The following is a 25,560-nucleotide window of genomic DNA, read 5'->3' as shown; positions in this document are numbered from 1 at the left end:
GTAGCCCCCACGCTCCGCCGCTGCGCGGGTCGCTGCCCCGCCTCACGTCCCGGCGACGATCCAGCGCGCGGCCTTCTCCGCGATCATCAGCGTCGGGCTGTTGGTGTTGCCACTGGTGATGGTGGGCATCACGCCCGCATCGACCACGCGCAGGCCGGCCACGCCGCGCACGCGCAGGTGGCTGTCCACCACCGCCAACGGGTCGTCCTCACGCCCCATCCTGGTCGTGCCCACGGGGTGGAAGATGGTGCTGGCGATGTCGCCGGCCAGGCGGGCCAGCTCCTCGTCGCTCTGGTACTGCACACCGGGCTTGAACTCCTCGGGCCGGTACTTCGCCATCGCCGGCTGGCCGACGATGCGGCGCGTCACGCGCAGGCTGTCGGCCGCCACCTTCCGGTCGTCCTCCGTGGCGAGGTAGTTGGGCGCGATGGCCGGCGCGTCCTCGAAGCGCGGGCTCTTGATGCGCACATGGCCGCGGCTGCTGGGGTTGAGGTTGCAGACGCTGGCGGTGAACGCCGGGAAGCTGTGCAGCGGTTCGCCGAAGGCGTCGAGGCTGAGCGGCTGCACGTGGTATTCGAGATTGGCGTGTGGCTGCGACGGGTCGCTTTTCGTGAAGGCGCCGAGCTGGCTGGGCGACATGCTCATCGGCCCGCTGCGCTTGAGCGCGTACTCCAGGCCGATGGCCGCCTTGCCCCAGAGCGAGTTGGCCAGGGTGTTGAGCGTCTTGGCGCCCTGCACCTTGTACACCGAGCGAATCTGCAGGTGGTCCTGCAGGTTCTCGCCCACGCCGGGCAACTCGTGCACCGGCGCCACGCCCGCCGCCTGCAGCACCGCCGCCGGGCCGATGCCCGAGAGCTGCAGGATCTGCACCGAGCCGATGCTGCCGGCGCTGAGCACCACCTCGCGCGCGGCCGCCACGCGCACGCGCTGGCCGTGGCTCACCACGTCGGCGCCGGTGCAGCGCAGCGCACCCGCCGCGTCCCGCTCCAGCCGCAGGCGCTCGACCTGGGTCTGCGTCCACACCGTGAGGTTGGGCCGGTGCTGCACCGGGCGCAGAAAGGCCTTGCTTGCGTTCCAGCGCCAGCCGGCCTTCTGGTTCACCTCGAAGTAGCCCACGCCCTCGTTGTCGCCGCGGTTGAAGTCGTCGGTGGCCGGGATGCCGGCCTGCTGCGCCGCCTGCGCGAACGCGTCCAGCACGTCCCAGCGCAGGCGCTGCTTCTCGATGCGCCACTCGCCCGAGCTGGCCACGCTGCGGTGGCCGTGCAGGGCGGCAAACGTGGTGTCGCCCTGGCCCTCGGTGTAGCGGTCGAGGCGGTGGTGGTCCTCGTGCGCCTTGAAGTCCGGCAGGCAGCGGTCCCAGCGCCAGTCGCTGTCACCCGTCAGCCGCGCCCACTGGTCGTAGTCGCGCGCCTGGCCGCGCATGTAGATCATCCCGTTGATGCTGGAGCAGCCGCCCAGCGTCTTGCCGCGCGGGTAGCGCAGCTTGCGGCCGTTCAGGCCCGGGTCGGCCTCGGTCTGGTAGAGCCAGTCGGTGCGCGGGTTGCCGATGCAATAGAGGTAGCCGACGGGGATGTGGATCCAGTGGTAGTCGTCCTTGCGCCCGGCCTCGATCAGCAGCACGCGTTTGGACGGGTCGGCCGAGAGCCGGTTGGCCAGCAGACAGCCGGCCGTGCCCGCGCCGACGATCACATAGTCAAAGGTGGCGGTGGCGTCGCTCATGCGCAAGGTCTCCTCGTTGTTCATTGGCCGGGCTCATGATGCAACCCGACGATTGCCAGGCACTTTGCCCGATTCGCCCACAGACTTCCAATGAAATGTGGCAAGGCCAGGTATAAGCTCGCCAAATAATGAACCCGCCGAACCGCCTGCCCGCCACCGACCCGCAGACTCTGCGCGCCTTTGTCGCCGTGGCGCGCGAGGGCAATGTCTCGCGCGCTGCGCAGCGCCTGCACCTGAGCCAGCCGGCGGTGAGCCTGCAGCTCAAGACCCTGGCCGAGGCCACCGGCCTGCAGCTCTTCACCCGCACGCCGCAGGGCATGGCGCTCACGCGCGACGGCGCCGCCCTGCTGCCGCTGGCCGACCGCGCGCTGTCGGCCCTGTCCGACTTCGGGCAGGCCGCCGCCGCGCTGCACCAGACGGTGCGCGGCACGCTGCGCATCGGCACCATCCTCGACCCCGAGTTCACCCGCCTGGGCGCCTTCCTCAAACAGCTGGTGGAAAGCGCACCGCAGGTCCACACCGAACTGGGACAGGGCATGAGCGGCGACGTGCTGGCGCGCATCGCGCGCGGCGAACTGGACGTGGGCTTCTTCCTCGACCTGCCGGCCGACCCGCTGGGCCCGCCCTACCGGCTGCGCGCCCTGACCCGCTTCACCTACCGCGTGCTCGCGCCCGCCGGCTGGGGGCCGCAGGTCAAAGGCAAGGACTGGAAGGCCCTGGCCGCCCTGCCCTGGCTCGCCACGCCCCCGGCCAGCGCGCACCACCGGCTGCAGCGCCGCGTGTTCGGCCCCGGCTCGGTCACCGGCATCGAACCGCGCCGGGTGGCGCTGGTGGACCAGGAGGCGTCGATGCTGGATCTGGTCAAGAGCGGCGTCGGCCTGTCCCTGGTGCGCGACGCGATCGCCATGCGCGAGGCGCAGGCGCACGGGCTGGTGGTGGCCGACCAGGTGGCGCTGGAATGCGATCTGAGCTTCCTCTGCCTGGCCGAGCGGGCGGGCGAACCTGTCATCGCTGCGGCGCTGGGGGCGCTGGACGCGGTGTGGGGGTGACATCCTGAGACAGAATGTCCGTCTCATCAGGTACCGCTCGCCATGCTCACCCGCATCCACCACGCCGCCATCATCTGCTCCGACTACCAACGCTCCAGGCGCTTCTACACCGAAGTCCTGGGCTTGAAGGTCATTGCGGAGCACTTCCGCGAGGCGCGCAATTCCTGGAAGCTGGACCTGGGTCTGCCCGACGGCTCGCAGGTGGAGCTGTTTTCTTTCCCCGGCGCGCCGCCGCGCCCGTCCTACCCCGAGGCGCAGGGCCTGCGGCATCTGGCGTTTGTGGTGGACGATGTGCCGGCCTGCAAGGCGCGGCTGGAGTCGCTGGGCGTGGCGGTGGAGCCGGTGCGGGTGGACGAATACACCGGCCGGCGCTTCACGTTTTTCAGCGACCCGGACGGCTTGCCGCTGGAGCTGTACGAGGCGTGAGGCCCATGAATCCAGCGCCGGGTCGCCCCAAGCTGGATTCGCACCCCCTCGGGGGGCAGCGACCCGCGCAGCGGCGGAGCGTGGGGGCCTAGTTCAGCTCCATGACTCTGGCCGGAAAGTCGTAGTTCTCGTCCAGCGCCCGCGCCGCCATCACCGGCAGCATGTGGGTGATGAACACCTCGCCCACCCAGCGGCGCACATCGGGGTCGGCCGGGTTGGTCTTGGCGTGCAGGGTGAAGGCGCAGAAGCGTGTGATGCCGATGTCCTCCGTCAGGCCCGGCGGCACGTGCGGTGCGTGCAGCTGGCCTTCGGGCAGGGCGTGGGTGGTTTCCAGCCGCCAGGCGCCGAGCATGCGGTCGAAGTGGCCCACCGTGCCCTTGCGCCAGATCTCGGCCACGTAGATGTTCCAGGCGCCGGGCTCCTCGGCGATGAAGCCCCAGTCGAATTCGTGCACGGCATCCGGCTCGGTGTCGAACACGCCGACCTCGCGCGCGTCGTCGCGCATCGAGAACTCGGTGAACATCGCGCCCGGCCCGGTCGGGCGATCGTCGATGAAGCGGTTGACCGCCACCGGGTCGGCCACGAACAGCGGCTCGGGTTCGCTCCAGGCGCGCTTGGCGCGGTTGAGCAGGCGCGCGGTGGCGTCCACGCTCTTTTGCGCGTTGATGACCCAGTCCATGAAGGTCTTGCGGCCTTCGGGTGTGGACAGCTGCTCGACCGCCTGGTCGAAGGCGGCGTCGTCCTTGAGGTGGCCGTCCTCGCGCAGGCGCAGCACGATGTCCAGCAGCGAGTTGCGGGTGATGTGCTCCAGCGTGTAGGCCAGGTCGCCGCCGGGGTAGTCGGTCATGGTGCGGCGGATCCAGTCCATCGTCGCCTCGTGCGACAGGCCCTGCGGCGCGCGCGGCAGGTCGTTGAAGAGGGCGCGCAGCACGCGCACCGTGTCCAGATCGCTGGCCATGTCGGTCCCGGTGTCAGAAAGAGAAGAGAAAGCCCGGGCCGGCGCGCCGCAGCGGCGAACCAACCCCAGTGGACAGCATAGTCCCGCCCCCCCGGGGTTGAATACCCGGAAAAGTCACGTGTTTGCGGTTCAAATGCAGGCCATGAACGCAGTGACCCCTTCCCTCTACCGCATCCTTTTTGTCTGCATGGGCAACATCTGCCGCAGCCCCACCGCCCACGGCGTGTTCGAGGCCAAGGTGCGCGAGGCCGGCCTGACCGAGCGCGTCGAGGTCGACTCGGCCGGCACGCACAACTACCACGTGGGCGCGCCGCCCGACCACCGCAGCCAGGCCCACGCGCTGCGGCGCGGCTACGACCTCTCGAACCAGCGCGCGCGCCAGCTCACCGCGGACGACTTCGAGGCCTTCGACCTGGTGCTGGTGATGGACTGGGAGAACCAGGTGGCGGCCGAGCGGCTGTGCCCGCCCCGGCACATCCGCAAGCTGCGCCGTTTCGCCGAGTTCTGCGAGCGGCACGACAGCCCCATCGTGCCCGACCCGTACCAGGGTGGGCCGGACGGCTTCGAACACGTGCTCGACCTGGTGGAGGACGGCAGCGAGGGGCTGCTGGCGCATGTGCGCGGGCAGCTGGGACTCGGAACGGACTGAACCAGCCGCTCAGCCAGGCGCCAGCGCCTGCCGCACCAGCGCCTCCAGGTCCGCGTCGGCCCGGAAACCCGCGGCCTCGGCGCGGGGCGTGACCAGCGGTGGGAAGCGCCCGAACAGGGCTTCGATGCGCTCGTCGGGTGCCCAGCGCACCAGGTCGGCGGCGGGCGTGTCGTGCACGCGCCCGACCGCCCGCACCAGATCGTCCATGGCAAAGCGCAGGGTGGGCAGGGTCAGCACCCGGTGGCCCCCGCTGGTGGCCACGTCGAACATGGCCGCGTGCAGCAGCTGACGGACCACGCAGGGCAGCGAGGACGCCCAGGTGGTGGCGCCGGGCGTGGTGGGGCAGGTGAAGGCGCGGCCCGCCGCCAGTTCGCGGATGAGGTCGCTCAGGAAGGCCGAGAGCTGGCCGGTGCGCGCGGGCGGGCGCGCCAGCACGCCCGGGATGCGCACGGCCCGGCCATCGACCCAGCAGCGCCGGCTGAAGTCTTCCACCCACAGCTCGCCGATGCGCTTCTGGGTGCCGTAGGTCATCTGCGGACGGGTCGGAGCGTCGTCGTCCACCAACGCCGGCAGGTGGCCGAACACGGCGATGGAACTGGCGAACACGAACACCGGCGCGGCATGGCCCGCGGCCACCTGCTGCCGGCCCTGCTCCAGCAGGGTCTGGGTGGCGTCGAGGTTCACTCGGCGCGAGAGCGGGTAGTCCTGTTCGGCGGTGCCGCCGGGGATGCTGGCGAGCTGGAACAGCGCGTCGATGGGTGGCTCCTTCTCCAGCGCGCCGCGCAGCCAGTCCGCGTCGCCCATGTCGCCCTCCACGTACCGCACGCCTTCGGGCGCCGGGCCGTCGAGCGCCAGGTCCAGCAGCGTGAGCCGGGTGACAGTCCGGCCGCCCAGCAGGCTGCCGGGCACCAGGCGCTGCGCCAGCGCCCGCCCCAGAAACCCCGCCGCACCGGTGATCAGCACATGCATGCGCGGGCCTCCGTCACGCCGGCACCACGCGCTGGTCGATGACGCCGAAGGGGCCGGGCCGGCCGTCCTCGAACAGCGCCTGCATGCGCACGCGGTCGCCGAACTTCATGAACCCGGTGCGGATCTCGCCCTGGTCGATCTTCTCGATCACGCGGCGCTCGGCGATGCAGGCCGAGCCCGCGGCGCGCGCCACATTGCTCACCGTGCCCGAACCGACGATGCAGCCCGCGCTCAGCCGGCGCGTGCGGGCGGCGTGCGCCACCAGCTGGCCGAAGTGGAAGTTCATCTCGCCGCCGTGCGGCTCGCCGAAGCGCTCGCCGTTCCACTGCACCTGCAGCCGCATCTGCACCCGCCCGTCGCGCCAGGCGATGCCCAGCTCGTCGGGCGTGACCGCCACCGGCGCGAAGGCGGTGGACGGCTTGGCCTGCAGGAAACCGAAGCCGGTCTTCATCTCGTGCGGCCCCAGCGCGCGCAGGCTCCAGTCGTTGACCTGCACCACCAAGCGCACGCAGGCCAGCGCGGCCTCGGGCGACACGCCCATCGGCACCGGCCCGGTGACCACGCCGTACTCGCCCTCGAAGTCGATGCCGTCGGCCTCGCTGGGCAGCGGCACGTCGTCGTGCGGGCCGAGGAAGTCGTCGCTCGCGCCCTGGTACATCACCGGTACGCTGTCGAACAGCGGGATGGGCGGCGAGTTGAAGGCTTCCTCCATCAGGCGGCCGTGGTTCAGGAAGGCCGAGCCGTCAAGCCACTGCGGGCTGCGGGGCAAGGGCGCCGTGCAGGCGCCTGGGTCGAAATCAAACGCGCCAGCGACGGTACCGGCGTTGAGCGACTCGTACAGGTCGGTCAGCGGCAGCGCCACGGCGTCCCAGCGCTGCAGGGCGTCGAGCAGGCTGCTGGCCACGGGGGCGGCGTGCACCGCGCGGGTCTGGTCACGGGAGACGAGCAGCAGGCGGCCGTCGCGCAGGGAAGCGAATTTCATGGAAGGTCCTTCAACACCATCAGGCCAGTGCCTCGGCAATGGCCGGGTCGTAGACGCCGTCGATCAGCACGAACAGCATGCGGCAGGGCTTGCCCGAGCGGTTGGCCCAGGCGTGGTTGGTGCCGCGCTGCACGACCACGCTGCCGGGTTTGAGCTGCACCTCGCCCTCGTCGAGCACCAGGGTCATCTCGCCCTCGATGACGACGCCGTAGTCCACGCTCTCGGTGCGGTGCATCAGCGGGTGCGGCGAGTGGGCCTTCACCGTCGAGGCCTTCTCGTCGCCGATCTGGGCGAAGGCGTCCTTCATCTTGCCGGCGCCCTGCGACAGGAACTCGGCCGTGTCGGGCGGGATGTCGACGAAGCGCATGCGCGTGCCGTTCTTGGGTGGCGGCAGCATCAGCGGGCCGAGCGTCGGGTCGGCGCCGTTGTCCACCGGGGCCGGGGTGGCGGCGGTGCTCCAGACCTCGTGGAACACCGTGCCGGGGATGGCGGCGATCTCGACCACGGTGGGCAGCGGGCCGCTGCTCGCAACGATGGCCTTGCCATCGGCGCTGTGACCGGTGACGACGCGGTGGATGGGGGGAAAGCTCATGGCGGTTCGGTCCTCAATCAAAAATGGCGACGGCGCGCGTCCAGCCCGCGCTGGCACCTCGGATCTTGTGCGGGAAGCAGCTGATGGTGAAGCCCGTGGCCGGGATGGCTTCGAGGTTGTGCAGCTTTTCGAGGTGGCAGTAGCCGATGTCGCGGCCGGCCTTGTGGCCTTCCCAGATCAGGGCCTTGTTGCCGGTCTCGGCGACGCGCTTCGCGGTGTACGAGAAGGGCGCGTCCCAGCTCCAGGCGTCGGTGCCGGTCAGGCGCACGCCGCGTTCGAGCAGGTACATCGTGGCCTCGTAGCCCATGCCGCAGCCCGCGCCCACGTAGTCGTTGTGGCCGTAGCGGCTGCCGGCGCGCGTGTTGACCACCACGATGTCCAGCGGCTCCAGCGTGTGGCCAACACGTTTCAGCTCGGCCTCGACGTCGGCCGCGGTGGCCACGTAGCCGTCGGGGAAGTGGCGGAAGTCCAGCTTCACACCCGGCTGGAAGCACCATTCCAGCGGCACCTGGTCGATGGTGATGCTGGGCCGGCTGCCGCCGTTCTTGGCGTCCTGCGTGGAATGGAAGTGCCAGGGCGCGTCCAGGTGGGTGCCGTTGTGCGTGGTCAGCGTGACCCACTCGGCGGCCGCGGCCTCGCCGTCGGGGTAGTCCTCGGACCGGGTGCCCGGCAGCATGGCCATGAACTCGTGCAGCGTGTCCTGGTGCTTCTGGTAGGTGATCTTGGGCGCCAGCGGCGGCGGGTCGGAGAGCACGTCGTTTTCCAGGTAGATGGAGAGGTCGACGAAGCGGCGCTGCGGTTTCATGCCGGCTCCTGGACCAGAGAAGAAGGTGCATGCCCCGGCAGGCGGGACATGCACAAGACGGCCAGGCTGCCGATGAGCAGCGCCGCCAGACCCAGACTGCCGTAGCCGGCGGTCTTGACCAGGGTGCCCCCCAGCACCGGGCCGATGGCCGCGCCCACCATCAGCATGGCGGGCGTGGCGGCCATGGCGCGGCCACTGGGTTCGAGCCGGGCCATCAGGCCGAAGGCGAAGGTGTGGGTGAAGATCATCACCGCGGCGAACACCGAGGCCGCCGCGGCGTAAGCGTAGAAGCCGGGCGCCATCATGATGGTCGCCGCCAGCAGGGCCTGGACCACCGGGCCGGCCAGCAGCACGCGGCGCGCGCTCCAGCACTTCTCGAAGAAGGCCGCCAGCGCCGCCGGCAGCAGGTTGACGAAGCCCAGCACCACCAGCACGCCGGTGATGGCGTTCAGGCTGAAGCCGCGGTCGTTGCCGACGCGCTCAAGGAAGCTGAAGGTCATGGACTGCACCAGGGCCATGGCGCTGATGCCCAGGATGCCGAACCACACCGCGCGCGGGATGGCGGCCGCCGGTGCGCCCTGGCGGTCTTCCGCGGCGCGCTCGGGGTCGGGGAAACCGATGGCGCAGACCAGCGCGGCCAGCAGCATCACCCCGCCGAAGATGGCGAACAGCATGTAGCCGCCGGCCGCGGCGATGGCCTTGGGCGAGGTGCCCAGGAACAGCACCGCGAACACGCCCAGGCCCACGCCCACGATGGCGAACTTCAGGTGCGGGTTGGCGCTGCGGGCGATGGTGCCGTGGGTGGCGCTCAGCGCCGCACCGGCCGCCAGGCCACCGGCGGCGTGCAGCACGGCCATGGTGGCGACGTCCAGCGGCTGCGACAGCACGCCGAAGCAGGTGGCGGCGATGGCGTAGCCGCCGGCGGCCACCCAGCGCCCCTTGACGCGCTGGAAGCGCGAGGCCAGGAACACGCTGGAGAGCACGGCGCCGATCAGGAACAGCGTGACCAGGCCACCGGCCTGCTGGGGGTCGAGCTGGTAGTGCTGGATCAGCGTGCCGACCCAGACCGGCAGCGCGACGAGGTCGACCATGCCGGCGCAGTGCGCGACGATGAGGGCCACATGGCCGAAGGTGCTGGTGGAACGTGCGTTCATGGCGGACTCCTTCTCAGATGGGTTGGGCCAGCGCCATGAGCGACTCGCGCATGATGCGGCCGTGCTCTTCCTTGTCGCCGCCGGCGACCTCGATCTCGCCCAGGCGGGCCGAGTTCTGCACCACCATGCGGCAGCGCTCCCAGCGCCGGTTTTCGAACGCCGCCAGGGCCTGGTCCACCGCGGTCGCGCGCGCCAGCTCCTCGGCCAGCACCAGCGCGTCCTCAATGCCGATGCAGGCGCCCGAGGCCAGGTGCGGCGTGGTCGCGTGCACCGTGTCGCCGATCAGCACCACGCGGCCGCTGAACCAGGGTCGCGGCATCAGCAGGCCTTCGAGCGGGCGGTAGACGATCTGCGAATCCGGGCCGATCTGGTCGCGGATGGCCTGCAGCGCGGGCGCCGGAAAGTCGGCCAGCAGGCCGCGCAGGTGGTCCGCGAACGTGGCCGGATCGACGTGTTCGTTGGTAGGGCGCGGCTCGGTGACGAAGAGGTACATCTCGGTCTTCGAGACCGGGTTCACGCCGGGCTTGATGCGCGGCCCCATCCACATGACGCAGGTCTCGATCTCGGCCGGCCGCGGCAGCACGGCGCGCCAGACGGCCTGGCCGCTGTACTGCGGCTTGGGAGCCTGCGGAAACACCGCCTCGCGCACCTTGGAGTACAGGCCGTCGGCGCCGATGACCAGGTCGTAGCGCCGGCGGCTGCCGTCGGTGAACGCCACCTCCACGCCCTCCGCGTCCTGTTCGATGGACGTGAAGGTGCAGCCCAGGCGCACCTTCGTGCCGCTGGCGCGGGTGGCCTCGGCCAGGATGCGCGCGAGCACCGGCCGCATGATGGCGCCGCCGCCCGGAACGTCGGGGCCGGCGATGCGCGGCGTGGGCAGCGAGGCCACCTTGGGGCCATGGGGCAGGCAGATGTCCACGCCGTCGGCGGCGCTGCCATGTTCCAGGAAGGCGTCCAGGATGCCCAGGGTGCGGAAGGCGCGCAGCGTGGCGCCGCCCAGGCTGATGCCGGCGCCGTAGCTGCGCCAGCCCGGATCGATCTCGACCAGATCGACCTCGGCGCCTTGTCTGCGCAGCTGGATGGCGGCGGCCATGCCGGAGAAGCCGCCACCGATGATGAGGATGCGGGATGCGGAGCGGGTCATGTGGGTGTCTCCAGGGGGTGTTGGGGAGCGAGGTGGACCTCGCCGTTGTTGTGGATCTGCAAAGTGACGGGCGTGAGCGATTCGCCCAGACACGGCCCGAGCGTGCACAGGCCGGTGGCGATGTCGAACTGCGCGCCATGGGCCGCGCAGACGATGTGCCGGCCCGTGCCGTCGAGGTAGGCGTCCTTGCGCCAGGCCATGGGCGTGTCGTGGTGGGGGCAGGCGTCGCGGTAGGCGAAAAGCCGCGCGCCCTGGCGCACCACGAGCACCGTGTCCTGCCCCACCTGGTGCGGGTCAAAACCCCGGGAAGCGCCGTCGGGCAACTGGTCGATGTGACACAGCCTCATGGTCGGCAGCCTTCAGTGCGCGGGCGCGCCGGGCGGCGGGCCGGACGGTGCCCACTTCTCCCGGTGCTGGAACAGGAACAGCTGCGAGGCGTCGGCGCCCATGGGCACCTCGCGGGGCGACCAGCGCTCGTCGTGCTGGTCCATGTCGGCGTCGTACTCGACATGGCAGCCCAGCGGCGAGTTGAAGTACCAGAACCAGTTGCTGCCGAACTTGTGGCGCCCCGGGCCCCAGAAACTCTGGTAGCCCTTCTCCACAAAGCGCGCGCCAGCCAGCATCAGATCGGTGGGGCCGCCCATGTGGAAGGTGAAGTGCTCGCAGCCTTTCATGAAGGGCGGCGTCTGGATCATGAAGAGGCTGTGGTGCTCGTGCGTGCCGGCGGGCCGCAGGAAGGGGCCGACGCCGGTGAAGCGGTCGGTGCAGACGAAGCCCAGCCGGCGGTAGAAGGCCTCGGCCTTCGCGGTGTCGGGCACGAAGTACACGACGTGCGAGAGCGAGCGCGGCAGGGCCGGCGCGTTCTGGTCCACCGCGACCGTGTTCGCCGGGCGCTGGACCGGCGCGCCCGGCGCGTTCACCGTCTCGGCCGGCAGGTCCAGCGGGCGGCGCACGCTGACCTGGAAGGCCAGCGCGAAGCCCATGTCGTCGTGCGATCGCACCACGCCATGCTCGTGCGTCACCGTGCGGTCCTTGGACAGCTCCGCAGCAATCACGTCCAGTGTGGCGGCGTCGGCCACACCGTAGACCGTTTCCCGCAGCATGCTGGCGGTGCCCAGGCCGGGCGGCAGCGTGGCGTCGTCCTTCGCGCGGAGCACGACGGCGGTGCCGTCGAGCGCTTCGAAGCGGTCGCCGCCCGCGTCGCGCAGGCCGTAGTCGATGAGGTACTGGCTACAGGCGGCGAGGTCGTCCACGCCAAAGACCAGGGCGTCGAGTCCGATGATGTTCATGTGAGGTTCCCTACTGTTGTGGTGTTTCAGGCGGCCGCGCGGCCGCCCAGGGTTTGGGCCACCCAGTCGGCGATGTAGTGGCCGGCGTTGATGCTGTTGTCGAAGCTGGCGTGCTGCACGCCGCCTTCGCGGTCGGTGAAGATCTTGAGTTCGCGCTTGGGGCTGTTGACTAGCTGTTCGTAGGTGCGGTGCGCCCACTTGAGCGGGATCTGCGAGTCGCGCTCGCCGTGCGTCACCAGGAACGGCACCTTGATCTTCTCGACCACGCCGTCCAGGTGCACGTCCTCGGCGATGCGCATGAAGTCGTCGATGTCCTTGGCGCCCCAGACCCAGCACACGTGGGCCCAGTAGTGCGGCACGGGGAAGTCGCCTTCCTTCTCCAGCCGGCGCTTCTGCACGTCGCGCCAGTCGTGGTTGGCGCCCCAGGCCACGCCGCAGGCAAAGCGCGGCTCCATCGCCACCACGCGCGGGCAGTAGTAGCCGCCCAGCGAGACGCCCTCGCAGCCAATGCGTTTCGGGTCCACCTGCGGGTGCTGCTCCAGCCAGTCGACCACGCGGCTGGCCCAGTGTTCGGCGTCGTAGCGCGCGGTCAGGCCCTGCAGGCGCAGGGCTTCGCCGGTGCCGGGCTGGTCGACCATCAGCGAGGACACGCCGCGCTTGGACAGCCAGGCTGGCAGGCCGACCAGGTACTTCATCTCCTTGGTGGAGTCCAGACCGTTGAGCTGCACCAGCAGCGGTGCGCGCTCGCCGGGCCGCAGGCCTTCGGCCGGGAAGTACAGGGCAGAGATGTGCGAACCCTCGTAGGGGATCTCGACGCGCTGGACGCGGTCGCGCATCAGGCTGGCGCCCTTGTGGAACAGCGCCAGCTCGCGCCGGTAGAGGGCCAGGCGGCCGGGGGCATCGTGCGCCTGCAGACGCTCGGCCGTGATCAGGTAGGCGGACGCGCGGCGGTACTTTTCGCCGGCAGAGAACAGGCGGCCCTTGGCCTCGTCTTCGGCGGCCAGTTCGCAGAGCCGGTCGGCCATGCTCACCCAGGTCTCGCGGAAAGCCTGGGTGCCGGCGGCGTCGGGAGCTTTGGCGGCCTCCTGCAAAGGCCCGCACATGGTTTCGATCTCGCCCATGCGCGCGCCCATCTCGATGGCCAGGTTGACGGAAAGGTTCCAGACGTAGTTGGTGGGGAAGTACTTGAACATGGGATCAGTGGGCCGGGAGGGGGTTGGAAAGGGATGGGGCCGCGGCGACGCGCACAGGCGCGGGCCGCAGCAGGAAGTGCGCGAGCGCGGGCAGCAGCACGAGGGCGCCGAGCATGTTCCAGAGGAACATGAAGGCCAGCAGCAGGCCCATGTCGGCCTGGAACTTGATGGGCGAGGCCACCCAGGTGATCACGCCCACGGCCAGCGTGACGCCGGTCAGCATCACCACCTTGCCGGTGAACAGCAGGGCGCGGTAGTAGGCGTCCGAAAGGCTCTTGCCTTCGCGCAGCTGGGCGAGGGTGATGGACAGGATGTAGAGCGCGTAGTCGACGCCGATGCCCACACCCAGCGCGATCACCGGCAACGTGGCCACCTTCACGCCCATGCCCAGCGCCACCATCAGCGCCTCGGCCAGGAACGAGGTCACCACCAGCGGCAGCACCGCCACCACCACTGCGCGCCAGGAGCGGAAGGTGATGAAGCACAGCAGCACCACGGCGCCGTAGACCATCAGCAGCATGGTGCGCCAGGCGTCCTTGACGACGATGTTGGTCGCGGCCTCGATGCCGGCCGAACCGGCGGCCAGCAGAAACTGCGTGTCGGCCGTGTTGTTCACCTGGGCGAAGCCTTCGACGTGGTCCACCACGCGGGCCAGCGTGTCGGCCTTGTGGTCGCGCAGGTAGACGTAGACCGTGAGCAGGCCGCAGGCGTCGTTGTAGAGGCCGCGCGGCGCGCTGGCCGTCACGGTGTTGAGCATGTCCTGGTTCGGCAGGAACTCGTACCAGCGCGGGTTGCCTTCGTTCAGGCCCGAGAGCACGCGGCGGTTGAGCAGCGCGAGCGTGTTGGTGTTCTCCACGCCGTCGATCTGGCGCAGCTCCCATTCGAGCGCGTCGATCTTGTTGAGCGTGTCGTAGGCCGAGCACTGGCCCTCGGGCGTCTTCACCATCACGGCCAGCACGTCGCTGCCCGCGCCGTAGGCCGCGTTCATGAAGGCCACGTCGCGGTTGTAGCGGCTGTCCGCGCGCAGCTCGGGCGCGCCGGGGTCGAGGTCCCCGATCTTGAGCTGCGTGCTGGCGGCGAAACCGCCCAGCCCCATCAGCAGACCGGCCAGCACCGCCACCGTGGCCCAGGGGCGCCGGGTGAAGCGGTCGAGCAAGGCCCACATCGGGTGTTTGGCGGCGCCGGAGGCGTCGGCCTGCTCGGCGCGCAGGCTGCGCGCGGCGGCGCGCTCACTCACGCCGGTGTAGCTCAGCAGAATCGGCAGCAGGATCAGGTTGGTGAAGATCAGCACCGCCACGCCAATGGACGCGGCGATGGCCAGTTCGCGGATGACCTGGATGTCGATCACCAGCAGCACCGCGAAGCCCACCGCGTCGGCCAGCAGGGCCGTGAGCCCGGCCAGGAACAGGCGGCGGAAGGTGAAGCGCGCGGCCACCAGCTTGGGCAGGCCGCGGCCCACGTCCTGCATGATGCCGTTCATCTTCTGCGCGCCGTGGCTCATGCCGATGGCGAACACCAGGAAGGGCACGAGGATGGAGTACGGGTCCAGCGCGTAGCCCAGCAGCGGCAGCAGGCCCAGCTGCCAGACCACCGCGATCAGCGAGGCGACCACCACCAGCAGCGTGGAGCGCACGCAGCGCGTGTACCAGAACACCATGGCGGTAGCGATGGCCACGGCGATGGCGAAGAACACCAGCACCGCCCGCACGCCGTCGATCAGGTCGCCCACGATCTTGGCGAAGCCGGTGATGTGCACGCGCACGCCCTCGGCCTCGTATTTCGCGCGCAGCGCGTCGAGCTGGCCCGAGAGCCGCGCGTAGTCGATGGCCCGGCCCTCGGCGTCTTTCGCCAGCAGCGGCACGAAGATCACCGACGACTGCGCGTCGCGCGCCACGTTCTGGCCGATCTCGCCCGAGCGCGCCACATTGGCGGCCAGCTGCTGCAGCTTGGCCGGCGAACCGTCGAAGCCATCGGGGATCACCGGCCCGCCCTCCAGGCCGTCCTCGGTCACGCCGACCCAGCGCGTGCTCGGCGTCCACAGCGATTTCATGCGCGCGCGGTCCACGCCGGGCAGCAGGAACACCTCGTCGGAGAGGCGGCGCAAGGTGTCGAGGTACTGCGCGTCGTAAATGCTGCCTTCGGGCTGGGCCACCGCGATGCGCACTGCATTGCCCAGGCCACTCAGCTCGTTCTGGTGCGTCAGATAGTTCTGGATGTAGGGGTGGCTGGTGGGGATGGTTTTCTCGAAGCTGGCGTTGAGCTGCAGGCGCGTGGCCTGCCAGCCCAGCAGCAGCGTGACCAGCGCGCACAGCAGCACCACGATGCCGCGGTGGTTGAACAGAGCGCGCTCAATCAGCGAGCCCGAGCGGGGGTCGAATGCAGAGGTGCTCATTGCAGCGCTCCTGCATCAACAGGCACCACGCCGGCCACGCCCAGCGTGAGCAGCGGCCCGCCCTGCAACGGCAACAAGGCCGAGGGCATGGGCACCGGGGGCGCCTTCAGCGGCACCAGCGCGTCGCCCTGCAGGCGCAGCACCACGCCGGCCTGGCTGGCGAGCAGCAGCCCGCCGTCGGCCGCGGTGGCCATGGCGGTGATGGTCGCCGGCACCGGCGAGGCCAGCGGGGTCCACTGGGCGCCACCATCGGTGGAGCGCCACACGTTGCCGCGCAGGCCCGCCAGCACGGTCTGGCCGTCGGCTCGCAGCTCGCCGGTGAACCAGCTGCCTTGGTAGGGGGAGTTCATGGTCTGAAAGGTCTGGCCGCCGTCGGTGGAGCGGGCCAGCAGGCCCTGCTCGCCAGCCAGCAGCAGGGTGTCGCCCGCGCGCCGCGCCACGTACCAGTGCAGGGCCTTGGGGTTGGGCAGGCGGTCCATCCAGGGCGTCCAGCGCTCGCCGCCGTCGTCGCTGTAGAAGGCCAGCCCGTAGGCGCCCACGGCGAGCAGGCGCTTCGCGTCCCACTGCAGCACGTCCAGGAACGGTTTGTCGGGTCCGTCGGCCAGCAGACGCTCGGCGTCCCGCTGCGCTTCGGGCGTGGTGGCCGCCGCCTTGGCGATCTCGGCCAGACGCCGGCCGTCCAGACGCAGGCGCCAGCTGGCCCCCGCGTCGTCGGTGGTCAGCACCGTGCCGCCGTGGCCCACGGCCACGCCGTGCCGCTCGTCGGCAAAGCGCACCATGGTCAGCGTCACGCTCACCGGGCTGGGCGCCTGGCGCCAGCTGGCGCCGCGGTCGTCGCTCAGGGCCACGATGCCGCGCTCGCCCACCGCCACAAGGCGCGCACCGGCCTGGGCCGCCGCGAGCAGCACGGCCCGCTGCGGCGCCTTGACCGCCAGGGCCGGGCGCTGCAGTGCATCGCCCACCGGCGGGCGGGCCAGCGCGGGGCCCGCACTGGTCGCCGCGCACACCACGGCCAGGAGAAGTGACAGACGCATGGTGCTGCCCGCTCAGCGCACGCCGTCGCCGGCCATGGCGTCGGGGGTGAAGAAGCTGTCCGGACGGCGCGGCACGATCTTGTAGTGCTGGTTGCGCTCGTTGACCACGCCGCTGGCGTACCAGGCGCCCGAGATCAGGTCGTTGAAGCCCCACTGCTGCTGCGGCGTGGTGGCCGGCAGGTCGGGCATCACCACCGGGTGCGACCAGATGGTTTTCCACAGCTGGCCCTTGGCGTCCCAGCGGTCGCCCAGCACGGCCACCCAGGTGTCCTCGTCCACGTAGTAGCGGCTCCTGGGTGCCTGGTGGCGCTGGCCAGCCTTGAGCGTGGCCTCGACCACGTACACCCGGTGCAGCTCCCAGCGCACGTGGTCGGGGTTGAGGTGGTTGGCCAGCAGCACGTCGCTGTCCTTGGCCGGGGTGTGCAGCCGGTTGCTGTTGTAGGGGATCAGCATCTCCTGCTTGCCCACGAGCTTCCAGTCGAAGCGGTCGCTGCGTCCGCCAAAGACGTCGACCTCGTCGAAGCTGGCCACACCCGCGGTGGCGGGGGTGGGCGTGTCGCAGCAGGCATTGGGCAGCTTGCGCACGCGGCGCTGCCCGGTCAGGTAGACCCAGGAGGCGCTCTTGTCCTGGTCGAGGTTCAGCACCCCGGTGATGGCCTCGCCGGCGCGCACGGGCGGGCCGCTGTTGACCAGGCGGATCGACCAGTACCCCCCATTGAATTTGTCGGCCTCGCCGTTGGCGTAGTACGGCATCTGGAAGTCGCCGCGCCCTTCAACGGACAGCACGCGCTGGCCGCTGGCCGTGCCCAGGTAGCCACGGAAGTCGGCCTGCCAGGCCTCGCCGCGCCAGTGCAGCTCGTGGTTGGCCATGACCTCTTCGCCGGTCTTGGGCACCGGGAAGGGAATGCCGCCGAAGGCGCCGGTGACGACCCCGTTCTCGATCTTCGCGCTGGTGGCGTTCTTGAAGGTGTTGTCGTACACCCATTGCGGCGCCGCCGCGGTGCGGTGGGTCTTGTAGACGTCGACGCGGAAGGTCTGCGGGTACTTCTTGAGCAGGGCCTGAGTGCCCTCGGTCAGCTTGGCCGCGTGCTCGGCCATGTTGGCGGCCGTGATGCTGTAGAGCGGCTTCTCGTTCGCAAACGGGTCGCCTCGGCGGCCGCCGTTCTTGAAGCCCGGAATGGGCGTGGTGTAGCCGCCGGTCCAGGCCGGGATGCTGCCGTCCTTGTTGCCGGCGCGCTCGGCGCCCAGGGGGGTCAGGTCGGTCTTGAGGCGCGCGGCCTCCTGGGCGGTCACGCCGGCCTGGGCCGTGCCCAGGGCGAGCAGCAGCGCCGCCGCTGTCCACAGTTGCGGTTGTTTCATGGTGGTCTCCTCGATCAGAAGGTGGTGCGCAGCGACACGGTCAGGTAGTTCCGGTCTTTCAGCGCCTGGCGGTACACGGCGTTGTTGGCGGCGTCCAGCGTCGGCGCGGCCTTGCCCAGGAAGTGCACGTAGTTGATGGCCAGGTTCCAGGCGCCGAGGTAGACGGCGTTGAGCCCCAGGCTCAGGTCACCGCCCCCGTCCACGCCGAAGCCCGGCCCCACGGCCGAGGACTTGCCCTTGGTGTAGCCCAGACCGATCGTGGGCGAGAGGTCCAGGCCCGGCAGCACCTGGCGGTAGCTGGGCGAGAACACCATGCGCGTGGCCACGGCCGACTTGTCGGCATTGGGGTTGAGCATCTGCTCGTTGCGCGTGACCTTCAGCCGCGTGTTCCAGGCCACCTCGCCCACGAACGAGGCTTCGCGCGAGAGAAAGGACGGCCCCAGCGAGGCGATCCACGAGAGCTGCGCGTGCGCCGTCTCGCCCACCGCGTAGCCGGGGTTGCTGTTGTTGTTCAGGCCGGTGTTGACGCGGATGGTCGCGAGCGAGGCCTGGCCCGAGCTGGCCAGCGGCGTGTTCTGGCGCACCGAGACCTCGCCGGCCAGACCCCATTCGCCCACCGACTTGGCAAAGCTGGCGCCGAAGGCGCGCACGCCCTCGTGGTACATCCAGCGGTAGCTGCTGGGCACCAGCGCCGGTGGCACGCCGTTGAGCACGGTGTTGATGTTGCTGGGCGTGGTGGCGTGGTAGCGGATGGCGTAGAGGCCGAAGTCGGTGTCGAGCGACGGTGCGCGGAAGCGCAGCTGCACCCCGCCCTGCCCGCTGTCCTTGGCGTCCAGGTCGGGCTGGCGCTCGAAGCTGGCCGTGGGGCCGGCCAGGATGCGCTCGGCGCCCGGGCCCATGGAGTCGCTGGTGGAGAGGTAGGCACCCGCCGGCATCAGGCGGGTCTTCTCCCACTCGTAGGCGAGGTAGGCCCCCAGCGACACGTCGGGCGTCAGCTGCACCTGGCCGGAGAGCTTGCCGGTGGGCATGGCGACTTCCTTGAAGGTGGCGTTGGGCACCGACAGCAGCTTGATCAGGTCCAGCGGCGCCTGGCCTCCCGCGATGCCGTTGGCACCGAAGAACAGGCTCTCGCCCCAGAGCAGGGTGTGGCGGCCCAGCCGGGCCGAGGCGGGGCGGTCGCCCAGGTCGAACTTGCCGTAGACGAAGGCGTCAAGCAGCTCGGCCTTGCGGCCCATGAGGTCGCGGGTTTCGGGGGCAAACGCGGTGCCAGGCCGGTGGTTGGCGGTGAAGCCGCGGTTGTCGTTCTTGCCGTTGTAGACGCTGTCGTACCAGGCCGCGCCGCTGACGCGGGCGCCGTAGCCCGGGCCGGCGAGGTCCAGCTCGGTCAGCAGGTCCAGCCGGCTGGAGACCAGGCCCTTCCTGAAGTTGTTGTCACCGTCGTCCTGGTTGACGGTCAGCGGCGGCTGCGCCGACAGCGCGGGCGAGGCGTCCTTCAGACGCTGCATCAGGCTGACCTTGACGGTGTTGTCCCAGCGCAGGGTCCAGTCGGGGTTCCCCGTGTCGATCTCGATCGCCTGGGCCGCGGGGGCGGCCAGCAGCGCGAGCAGCAGGGGCGTGAGGGTGCGGCGTCCGTGCGCCCGGCGCGGGGCGGCGGGCCGGGCATTCGCTCGATTCGGCATGGCTTGTCTCCTTGTTGTCGTGGGCTGTCGCCGACCTGGACCACTTGATCCAGATCAAACGAGCCGCGACTTTATGGAGCGGGCAATACCCTGGGAAATGGATTGTTCGAATCTCCGAAATCGGATTTCGAAATATCAGGGCAAACCCTTGATGACCCCGGCTGCACCCGCCTAGGCCCCTCTGCCCTGAGGCACACTGCGCCACCGGCCGACCATGCGATTCAAGAAACTCGACCTCAACCTGCTCGTCGCGCTCGACGCCCTGCTGACCGAAAAAAACGTCACACGGGCCGGTGAGCGCGTGTTCCTGAGCCAGTCCACCATGAGCAATGCGCTGGCGCGGCTGCGCCAGTACTTCGACGACGAGCTGCTGGTGCAAGTGGGCGGGCGCATGGAACTGACGCCGCGCGCGGTGCTGCTGCACGACGCGGTGCGCGACGTGCTGGTGCGCATCGACACCACCATTGCCGCCAAGCCGGCCTTCGACCCGACCGAGTCGGACCGCGAATTCACGCTCTTCGTCTCTGACTACTCGATGGAGGTGCTGATCCCGGGCGCACTGGCGCTGGCCAGTGCGCAGGGCAGCCGGGTGCGCTTCAACCTGGAGCCCCAAGTCACTCAGCCCTACCGACACCTGGAGCGGGGCGAGGCCGACCTGCTCATCATTCCGCAGACCTTCTGCTCACCCGACCACCCGGTGGATGTGCTGTTCGAGGACCGCTTCGTCTGCGTGGTGTGGCGCGAAAGCGCACTCGCGCAGGGCGAGCTGACGCAGGAGCGCTACCAGCGGGCGCGGCACGTCACCATGCGCCCGCCCGGTGGCGGCCAGCCCGTGTTCGACACCTGGCTGGCCAGCGACCACGGCCTCAGCCGCGAGATCGGCCTGGCCACCTACAGCTTCGGCGCGATCCCGCACCTGGTGGTGGGCACCGACCTGATCGGCACCGTGCACGCCCGGCTGGCGCAGCGCCTGCTGCCCCTGCTGCCGATCGAGATCCGCCCGGTGCCCCTGCCGATGCGTGCCTTCAGCCAGGCCATGCAGTGGCACAAGTACCTCACGCGCGACCCGGGACTGATCTGGCTGCGCGGCCTGCTCAAGGAAGCGGCCGCGCGCCTGGACGATCCCGCCGGGTCCGCAGGCCTCAGCTAGAGGCGCCCGCCACGTCCTGCGAACGGATGGCGGCGAAGCGCTGCTCCATCTCTCGCCGCATCGCCTTGCGCAGCTCGGCACCCGCGTGGCGGCGGCGCTCGTCGGGCGTGAAGGGCCGCAGTGGCGGCACGGCCGTGGGCTTGCGGTCCTCGTCCACCGCGACCATGGTGAAGAAGCAGCTGTTGACGTGGCGCTTGTCCTGCGTGCGGATGTTCTCGGCGATCACCTTGATGCCGACCTCCATGGACGAGGTGCCGGTGTGGTTGACCGAGGCCAGGAAGGTCACCAGCTCGCCCACGTGGATCGGCTGGCGGAACATCACCTGGTCGACGCTCAGCGTGACCACGTAGGTGCCGGCGTAGCGGCTGGCACAGGCGTAGGCCACCTGGTCGAGCAGCTTGAGGATGGTGCCGCCGTGCACGTTGCCGGAAAAGTTGGCGGTGTCGGGCGTCATGAGCACGGTCATGCTCAGCTGGTGGGCGGGGAGTTCCATGGGGTTTGGGGGTGGAGGCTGGGAGGCGGAGCGTAGCAGCCATCGTGCCAGTTCTGGCTGTCCTTTGGCTGGCAGAAGGGTCAGCCGCTGCCCAGGCCTTCCCACAGCATCCACAGGCCCCCGGCAATGAGCAGCAGGCCGACCGCCTGTCCCGCCCGCACCTGCGCGCGCCCGCTGCCGCGCAGAAACGCCCTGGCGCGGTCGGCACCGATGACCACCGCGCCGTACACCGCCCCCTGGGTCAGCGCGATGACCGCGCCCATGGCCACCGCCTGCGCCGGCATCGACCCATGTTCCGGCCGGGCGAACTGGGGCCAGACCGCGAGCATGAACAGGTAGGCCTTGGGGTTGAGCAGGCAGGTCAGCAGGCCCTGCCGGAAGGTGGCCGGCCAGGGGCGCGAGACCGGCGCGCGAACCTCGCCCAGCGCCGAGGCGCCGCGCAACAGCGACCAGCCGATCCAACCGAGGTACAGCGCCCCCGCCACCAGCATCAGCGTGAGCAGCGCGGGCACCGCCCGCAGCACCAGCCCCACCCCGAGCGCGGCCATGGCGGTGTGCGCCACGCCGCCCGCGACGATGCCGGCCAGCGCCGCCAGGCCGCCGCGCCGGCCGTCGACCAGCGTGCTGCCGAGCACGAAGGCCATGTCCATGCCGGGCAAGGCGATGATGCCCAGCACGAGCACGAAGAACAGCCAGAGCTGGGTGGTTTGTGTGAGGGTGAAGGTCAGGTGTTCCATGGCTGCGCATGCTGCGCCCCAAACCATGTCAACCAATGTCATGTTTTGCGGGCATGATGCGGACGACCATGCAAGCCAGCCGCCTGCTCTCGATCCTGATGCTGCTGCAGTCGCACGGCCGCCTGACCGCGCCGGCGCTGGCGCGCCTGCTGGAGGTCTCGACCCGCACCATCTTGCGCGACATCGACCAGCTGTCGGCCGCGGGCGTGCCCGTCTGGGGCGAACCGGGCCGCGCGGGCGGCTTCCAGCTGCGCGAGGGCTGGAGCACCACGCTCACCGGTCTGACCGAACCCGAATCGCAGGCCCTGCTGCTGGCCGGGTTGCCGGCTGCGGCGACGGACCTCGGGCTGGGCGAGGCCGCCGCCTCGGCGCGGCTGAAGGTGGTGGCGGCCCTGCCCGCCGAGTGGCGCCAGCAGGCCGACCGCGTCGGGGCACGGTTGCACATCGACCCGCTGGACTGGTACCGCAGCAGCGAGACACCGGCCTGCCTGCGCGCGGCGGCCGAAGCGGTGTGGCATGGCCGGCGCATCGCCGTGCGCTACGAGAGCTGGCGCGGCCCGAGCGAGCGCGAACTGGAACCGCTGGGGCTGGTCATGAAGGGCGGCACCTGGTACCTCGCGGCGCGCACGGCCGGCCAGGATGCGGTGCGCACCTACCGGCTCTCCGCGGTGAAGACCTTGCGCGTGCGGGACAGCAGCTTCCGGAGGCCCAGGGCCTTCGACCTCGCAGCCTGGTGGCGCGCCACCAGCGCGCGCTTCGAGGCGGAGCTGCACCCGATCCGGGCGAGCGTCGCGGTGTCGCCGCGCGCGCTGGGCTGGCTGCGCAACGCCCTCACGCCGTTCACGCCCGATGACCACCCGCCCACCGCCGCGTCCCCGGCGCCCCTGCCCGAGGGCTGGGTGGTGGTGCGGCTGCCGATCGAGTCGGTCGAGCACGGTGCCCGCCGCCTGCTGGGTTTCGGCGCCGAGGCCCAGGCGCTCGCGCCCCCGGCCCTGGTCAGGGCGGTGAAGGCCGAACTGGCCCGGCTGCACACCCGGTACGGCGGCTGACTCAAGCCGGCCCGTCAGGTGCCGATAACCCCTTGGGTGAGATCGCCCGGACACTCGCAGCAGGCCCGCACCATGTCGTCGCCCATCGCCTCTTCCGCCTCCACCATCGGCCTGAGCGGCCTGCGCGCCGCGCAGCTGCGGCTGGACGTGGGCGCGCACAACATCGCCAACGCCCAGACGCCCGGCTTCCAGCGCCAGCAGGTCGTGCAGACGGCCAACCCCGAATCGGGTGGCGTGAGCGCGCGCGTCGAGCGCGAAACCCAGGCCGCCGCAGAAGGTGGCGACCTGGGCCATCTCGCCGAAGACCTGGTCGGCGGCAAGATGGCGCTCTACAGCTTCGCAGCCAATCTCCAGGTCGTGAAGACCGAGCAGGACATGCTCGGCACACTGTTCGACGCCAAGGCCTGAGCTCCGAGGTCTGCGGGCCAGGCAGGCGACCGGGGTCGCCACAGCCAGCAGCCCAAGGCCACCAAGGCGCGGGCGCCGGCTTCCCACCAGCGCCCCAGCCGCCTACGATGGCACCGCTTCGGCACATTCCTTCTTTCCACCCACCTCAAGGAGCTGACATGGCAGGCTGGTACGAACTCTCTTCGAACGACAAGGGCATGTTTTCCTTCGTCCTTAAAGCGGACAACGGCGAGGTGATCCTGCGCAGCGAGCAGTACGACGCCCAGGCGTCGGCCGAAAACGGCATCAAGTCCGTCCAGACCAACAGCCCGCAGGAAGCGCGCTACGAGCGCAAGGACGCTTCGGACGGCCGCTTCTACTTCAACCTCAAGGCGGGCAACCACCAGGTCATCGGCACCAGCCAGCTGTACAAGGACGCCGCTGGCCGCGACAACGGCATCCAGTCGGTCCAGGCCCACGGGCCGAGCACGACGGTCAAGAAAGCCTGAGTTCGGCGCAGAGCCGCTCGCGCACCGCGGCCATGCCGCGGTAGGCCACCACGGCCTCGCTCATCGAGGCCAGTGCGTCGGCCAGTTCGGCTGCGCGCCCGGGCGCAACGGCCAGCACGTCCACCAGCCGCGCCACCACCACGCGGATGAAGAACACGCCGCGCCGCAGCGCGGGCAGCGGCAGTGTGGTCTGGCGTTCGACGCGAAAGAACACCTGGTCGATCAGCCGGCCCGTGGCGTCCGGTGCGTCGGCCGCGGCGAGCGCGTCCTCCCAGCGGGCGCGGCGCGTCTCGGGGTGCTGGGCCAGGTCGCCGCTGGGCGTGAGCAGCCAGACATGGCGCAACATCGGCGCCTGCCGGAAGGCCATGTCGACGATGCCACGCGCGCCCGCCTGCAGCAGCGCGTTGTCGGCCACCGGTGCGTGGATGGCAGTGAAGTCCAGGCCCAGCTTCTCGGCCGGGTTCCAGTTCGAAGGAAAACACACCGAGAGGAAACGCGCCCGGAAGCCGTCGCCTGGCTCGTCGTGCAGGATCACGAAGTCCTCCTGCAGGCCCTCGGCCAGGGCATCGGCGTCGGGCGCCAGGACCACGCCCGTCTGCGAGGCGTAGGCCTGAGCGATCGCGGCCAGCACGGCGGGGTCGGCTTCACCGACCGGTGCCCTGTGGGTCTGCGCCCGCAGCACCGCCCGCTTGTGGTCGGCGTAGGCGCCGGCCTGCGCATCGCGCACGAACAACGGTGGCGCCAAGGCCGCCTCTCCCGCCACGGCCAGCCGCGACAGCCCGGGCCGCATGCGGAACGGGGTGCCGACCGCCCACGGCACCTCGGCGGCCGGCGTGAGCACACGCGGGTTCATCGCGCGGGCCTCAGGGCACCACCGACGCCAGCAGTTGCTGCACCAGCGGGTGCTGCACCTTGCGCGCCGTGCCGATGGCGTAGAAGTGCTCCTGCACGCCCTCGCAGGGCGCGAACCACTCGAGGCCGTAGCCGCTGGAGAGCTTCTCGCGCATGCGCTCGGAGGCAGGGAACACGCCCATGCCCGAGGACCCGAAGGTGACCAGCAGCGCGCTGTCCTCGAACTCGCCGACCACGTTGGGCAGCACCCCCTGCTGCTCGAACCACTGGTCGATGCGCATGCGCACCGAGGCGTGGGCGCTGGGCAGCAGCACCGGCACTTCGGACAGGCAGCGCGGGAAGTCCTTGCGCGCCTGCGCCAGCCATTCCTTCGGCGCGTACCAGCCCAGCGGCGACGACCCCATGGCGTGGCTGTAGAGCTTGAGGTTGGGGTTGGCCGGCGCAGGCCGGTCGGACAGCACCACGTCCAGCCGGTGCAGCGCGAGGTCGGCCAGCAGATCGTCGAATTCGTCCTCGTGGCAGACCAGACGCAGTCGCGGCTCCTCCAGCGCCGGCGCCAGCAGCTCGCGCACCGCCAGCTTGGCCAGCCCGTCCGAGATGCCCACCACCAGCCGCACCGAGGTCTGGCTGGTGGCGTCGCGCACCGCCGCGTGCAGGTGTTCCCCGAGATGGAAGATCTGCTCGGCCACCTGCAGTGCGGCCTGGCCCGCCTCCGTCAGGGCCAGGCCACGGCCAGCCGGCTTGAACAGCGCGTGGCCCAGCGACTGCTCCAGCAGCCGCACCTGCGCGCTGATGGTCTGCACCGCCATGCCCAGCCGGGCCGCCGCGTGCGACATGCCGCCTTCCTTGGCCGTGACCCAGAAGTAATACAGGTGCTTGTAATTGAGTTCCTGATTCATTCTTCGCCTTTTTGGGAGAAATTCTTCGCCATTGTCTGCTTTTTATGAAGAACGCGAAACCCTATCTTTCAGCCTCCCTTTGTTCCCTCCC

General features: G+C 70.4%; 26 protein-coding genes. 7 read left to right on the top strand and 19 right to left on the bottom strand.

The features are described from left to right. Positions 1-42: 42 nt before the first annotated feature. Positions 43-1,719: a GMC family oxidoreductase gene (locus HPS01S_RS06210; protein ID WP_066152608.1), complete on the bottom strand. Its 1,677-nt coding sequence runs from the start codon at positions 1,717-1,719 to the stop codon at positions 43-45. A 128-nt stretch (positions 1,720-1,847) separates the two neighbouring features. Here HPS01S_RS06210 and HPS01S_RS06205 point away from each other — a divergent pair, with 128 nt between their 5' ends. After that, a complete protein-coding gene (locus tag HPS01S_RS06205; RefSeq protein WP_066152517.1) occupies positions 1,848-2,768 on the top strand; it encodes a LysR family transcriptional regulator in 921 nt (306 codons plus the stop codon). 42 nt (positions 2,769-2,810) lie between these two features. Beyond that, positions 2,811-3,194 carry an SMU1112c/YaeR family gloxylase I-like metalloprotein gene (gene gloA2 / locus HPS01S_RS06200; protein ID WP_066152514.1) on the top strand — a complete coding sequence of 128 codons (384 nt, stop codon included), beginning with the start codon at positions 2,811-2,813 and terminating at the stop codon, positions 3,192-3,194. Positions 3,195-3,282: 88 nt separating this feature from the next. Here gloA2 and HPS01S_RS06195 read toward each other — a convergent pair whose 3' ends face one another. Then, entirely contained in the window at positions 3,283-4,152 is an 870-nt protein-coding gene (locus HPS01S_RS06195) for a hypothetical protein (protein ID WP_066152511.1), read from the bottom strand. Positions 4,153-4,294: 142 nt separating this feature from the next. Here HPS01S_RS06195 and HPS01S_RS06190 point away from each other — a divergent pair, with 142 nt between their 5' ends. Then, entirely contained in the window at positions 4,295-4,801 is a 507-nt protein-coding gene (locus tag HPS01S_RS06190; RefSeq protein ID WP_066152606.1) for a low molecular weight protein-tyrosine-phosphatase, read from the top strand. 9 nt (positions 4,802-4,810) lie between these two features. Here the strand turns inward: HPS01S_RS06190 and HPS01S_RS06185 are convergent, their stop codons facing one another. The 13 genes from HPS01S_RS06185 to HPS01S_RS06125 are packed head-to-tail and all read right to left on the bottom strand — an operon-like array spanning position 4,811 to position 19,393. Then, positions 4,811-5,770: an NAD-dependent epimerase/dehydratase family protein gene (locus HPS01S_RS06185; protein WP_066152508.1), complete on the bottom strand. Its 960-nt coding sequence runs from the start codon at positions 5,768-5,770 to the stop codon at positions 4,811-4,813. 13 nt (positions 5,771-5,783) lie between these two features. Continuing rightward, a complete protein-coding gene (locus HPS01S_RS06180) occupies positions 5,784-6,752 on the bottom strand; it encodes a fumarylacetoacetate hydrolase family protein (RefSeq protein WP_066152504.1) in 969 nt (322 codons plus the stop codon). Positions 6,753-6,771: 19 nt separating this feature from the next. Beyond that, positions 6,772-7,344, bottom strand: coding sequence for a cupin domain-containing protein (locus HPS01S_RS06175; protein ID WP_066152499.1), 573 nt, complete (start codon positions 7,342-7,344; stop codon positions 6,772-6,774). A gap of 13 nt (positions 7,345-7,357) precedes the next feature. Further along, positions 7,358-8,149 (bottom strand): cyclase family protein, encoded by a 792-nt coding sequence (locus tag HPS01S_RS06170; protein WP_066152496.1) that lies wholly within the window; start codon positions 8,147-8,149, stop codon positions 7,358-7,360. After that, complete coding sequence (locus HPS01S_RS06165) at positions 8,146-9,303, bottom strand: MFS transporter (protein ID WP_066152493.1); 1,158 nt, start codon at positions 9,301-9,303, stop codon at positions 8,146-8,148. Before HPS01S_RS06165 ends, HPS01S_RS06170 begins: the two co-directional genes overlap by 4 nt. A gap of 13 nt (positions 9,304-9,316) precedes the next feature. Further along, a complete protein-coding gene (locus HPS01S_RS06160; RefSeq protein WP_066152490.1) occupies positions 9,317-10,447 on the bottom strand; it encodes an FAD-dependent oxidoreductase in 1,131 nt (376 codons plus the stop codon). Next, positions 10,444-10,794, bottom strand: coding sequence for a Rieske (2Fe-2S) protein (locus tag HPS01S_RS06155; RefSeq protein ID WP_066152487.1), 351 nt, complete (start codon positions 10,792-10,794; stop codon positions 10,444-10,446). The genes HPS01S_RS06160 and HPS01S_RS06155 overlap by 4 nt, the downstream gene beginning before the upstream one ends. A gap of 12 nt (positions 10,795-10,806) precedes the next feature. Further along, positions 10,807-11,736: a VOC family protein gene (locus HPS01S_RS06150; RefSeq protein WP_066152484.1), complete on the bottom strand. Its 930-nt coding sequence runs from the start codon at positions 11,734-11,736 to the stop codon at positions 10,807-10,809. Positions 11,737-11,762: 26 nt separating this feature from the next. Next, on the bottom strand, positions 11,763-12,929 hold the full coding sequence (locus HPS01S_RS06145; protein ID WP_066152482.1) for an alpha/beta hydrolase family protein: 1,167 nt from the start codon (positions 12,927-12,929) through the stop codon (positions 11,763-11,765). 4 nt (positions 12,930-12,933) lie between these two features. Next, positions 12,934-15,321, bottom strand: coding sequence for an efflux RND transporter permease subunit (locus tag HPS01S_RS06140; protein ID WP_066152479.1), 2,388 nt, complete (start codon positions 15,319-15,321; stop codon positions 12,934-12,936). Continuing rightward, positions 15,318-16,355: a WD40/YVTN/BNR-like repeat-containing protein gene (locus HPS01S_RS06135; RefSeq protein WP_066152476.1), complete on the bottom strand. Its 1,038-nt coding sequence runs from the start codon at positions 16,353-16,355 to the stop codon at positions 15,318-15,320. Before HPS01S_RS06135 ends, HPS01S_RS06140 begins: the two co-directional genes overlap by 4 nt. Positions 16,356-16,367: 12 nt before the next feature. After that, entirely contained in the window at positions 16,368-17,714 is a 1,347-nt protein-coding gene (locus HPS01S_RS06130; RefSeq protein ID WP_066152474.1) for a DUF1329 domain-containing protein, read from the bottom strand. A 14-nt stretch (positions 17,715-17,728) separates the two neighbouring features. After that, positions 17,729-19,393 carry a DUF1302 domain-containing protein gene (locus HPS01S_RS06125; RefSeq protein WP_066152471.1) on the bottom strand — a complete coding sequence of 555 codons (1,665 nt, stop codon included), beginning with the start codon at positions 19,391-19,393 and terminating at the stop codon, positions 17,729-17,731. A gap of 214 nt (positions 19,394-19,607) precedes the next feature. Here HPS01S_RS06125 and HPS01S_RS06120 point away from each other — a divergent pair, with 214 nt between their 5' ends. Then, entirely contained in the window at positions 19,608-20,543 is a 936-nt protein-coding gene (locus HPS01S_RS06120) for a LysR family transcriptional regulator (protein ID WP_066152470.1), read from the top strand. On the opposite strand, the gene HPS01S_RS06115 is transcribed toward HPS01S_RS06120, so the two are convergent. Together HPS01S_RS06115 and HPS01S_RS06110 are read right to left on the bottom strand one after the other, a co-directional pair. Further along, entirely contained in the window at positions 20,536-21,036 is a 501-nt protein-coding gene (locus tag HPS01S_RS06115; protein WP_066152467.1) for an acyl-CoA thioesterase, read from the bottom strand. The two genes, HPS01S_RS06120 and HPS01S_RS06115, sit on opposite strands and share 8 nt — an antisense overlap. An 80-nt stretch (positions 21,037-21,116) precedes the next feature. Beyond that, positions 21,117-21,773: a LysE family translocator gene (locus HPS01S_RS06110; protein WP_066152465.1), complete on the bottom strand. Its 657-nt coding sequence runs from the start codon at positions 21,771-21,773 to the stop codon at positions 21,117-21,119. A 68-nt stretch (positions 21,774-21,841) separates the two neighbouring features. Between HPS01S_RS06110 and HPS01S_RS06105 the strand changes: the two genes are divergently transcribed. From HPS01S_RS06105 to HPS01S_RS06095, 3 genes are all read left to right on the top strand, one after another. Further along, the gene (locus HPS01S_RS06105; protein WP_066152462.1) at positions 21,842-22,822 is read left to right on the top strand and encodes a helix-turn-helix transcriptional regulator; all 981 of its coding nucleotides are present in this window, start codon (positions 21,842-21,844) and stop codon (positions 22,820-22,822) included. Between the two features lie 72 nt (positions 22,823-22,894). After that, positions 22,895-23,230 (top strand): flagellar basal body protein, encoded by a 336-nt coding sequence (locus tag HPS01S_RS06100; protein WP_066152460.1) that lies wholly within the window; start codon positions 22,895-22,897, stop codon positions 23,228-23,230. 158 nt (positions 23,231-23,388) lie between these two features. Continuing rightward, positions 23,389-23,718 carry a YegP family protein gene (locus HPS01S_RS06095; RefSeq protein WP_066152458.1) on the top strand — a complete coding sequence of 110 codons (330 nt, stop codon included), beginning with the start codon at positions 23,389-23,391 and terminating at the stop codon, positions 23,716-23,718. On the opposite strand, the gene HPS01S_RS06090 is transcribed toward HPS01S_RS06095, so the two are convergent. Further along, positions 23,705-24,571, bottom strand: a complete 867-nt coding sequence (locus HPS01S_RS06090) for a heme-dependent oxidative N-demethylase subunit alpha family protein (RefSeq protein ID WP_066152455.1) — start codon at positions 24,569-24,571, stop codon at positions 23,705-23,707. The genes HPS01S_RS06095 and HPS01S_RS06090 overlap by 14 nt on opposite strands. Positions 24,572-24,581: 10 nt before the next feature. Further along, complete coding sequence (locus HPS01S_RS06085) at positions 24,582-25,469, bottom strand: LysR family transcriptional regulator (RefSeq protein ID WP_066152452.1); 888 nt, start codon at positions 25,467-25,469, stop codon at positions 24,582-24,584. Positions 25,470-25,560 lie beyond the last annotated feature (91 nt).

Source organism: Hydrogenophaga pseudoflava NBRC 102511 (assembly GCF_001592285.1).
Classification (GTDB): Bacteria; Pseudomonadota; Gammaproteobacteria; order Burkholderiales; family Burkholderiaceae_C; genus Hydrogenophaga; species Hydrogenophaga pseudoflava.
The sequence above is the reverse complement of the archived record's forward strand: the minus strand, read 5'-3'. Positions and strand labels throughout refer to the sequence as shown.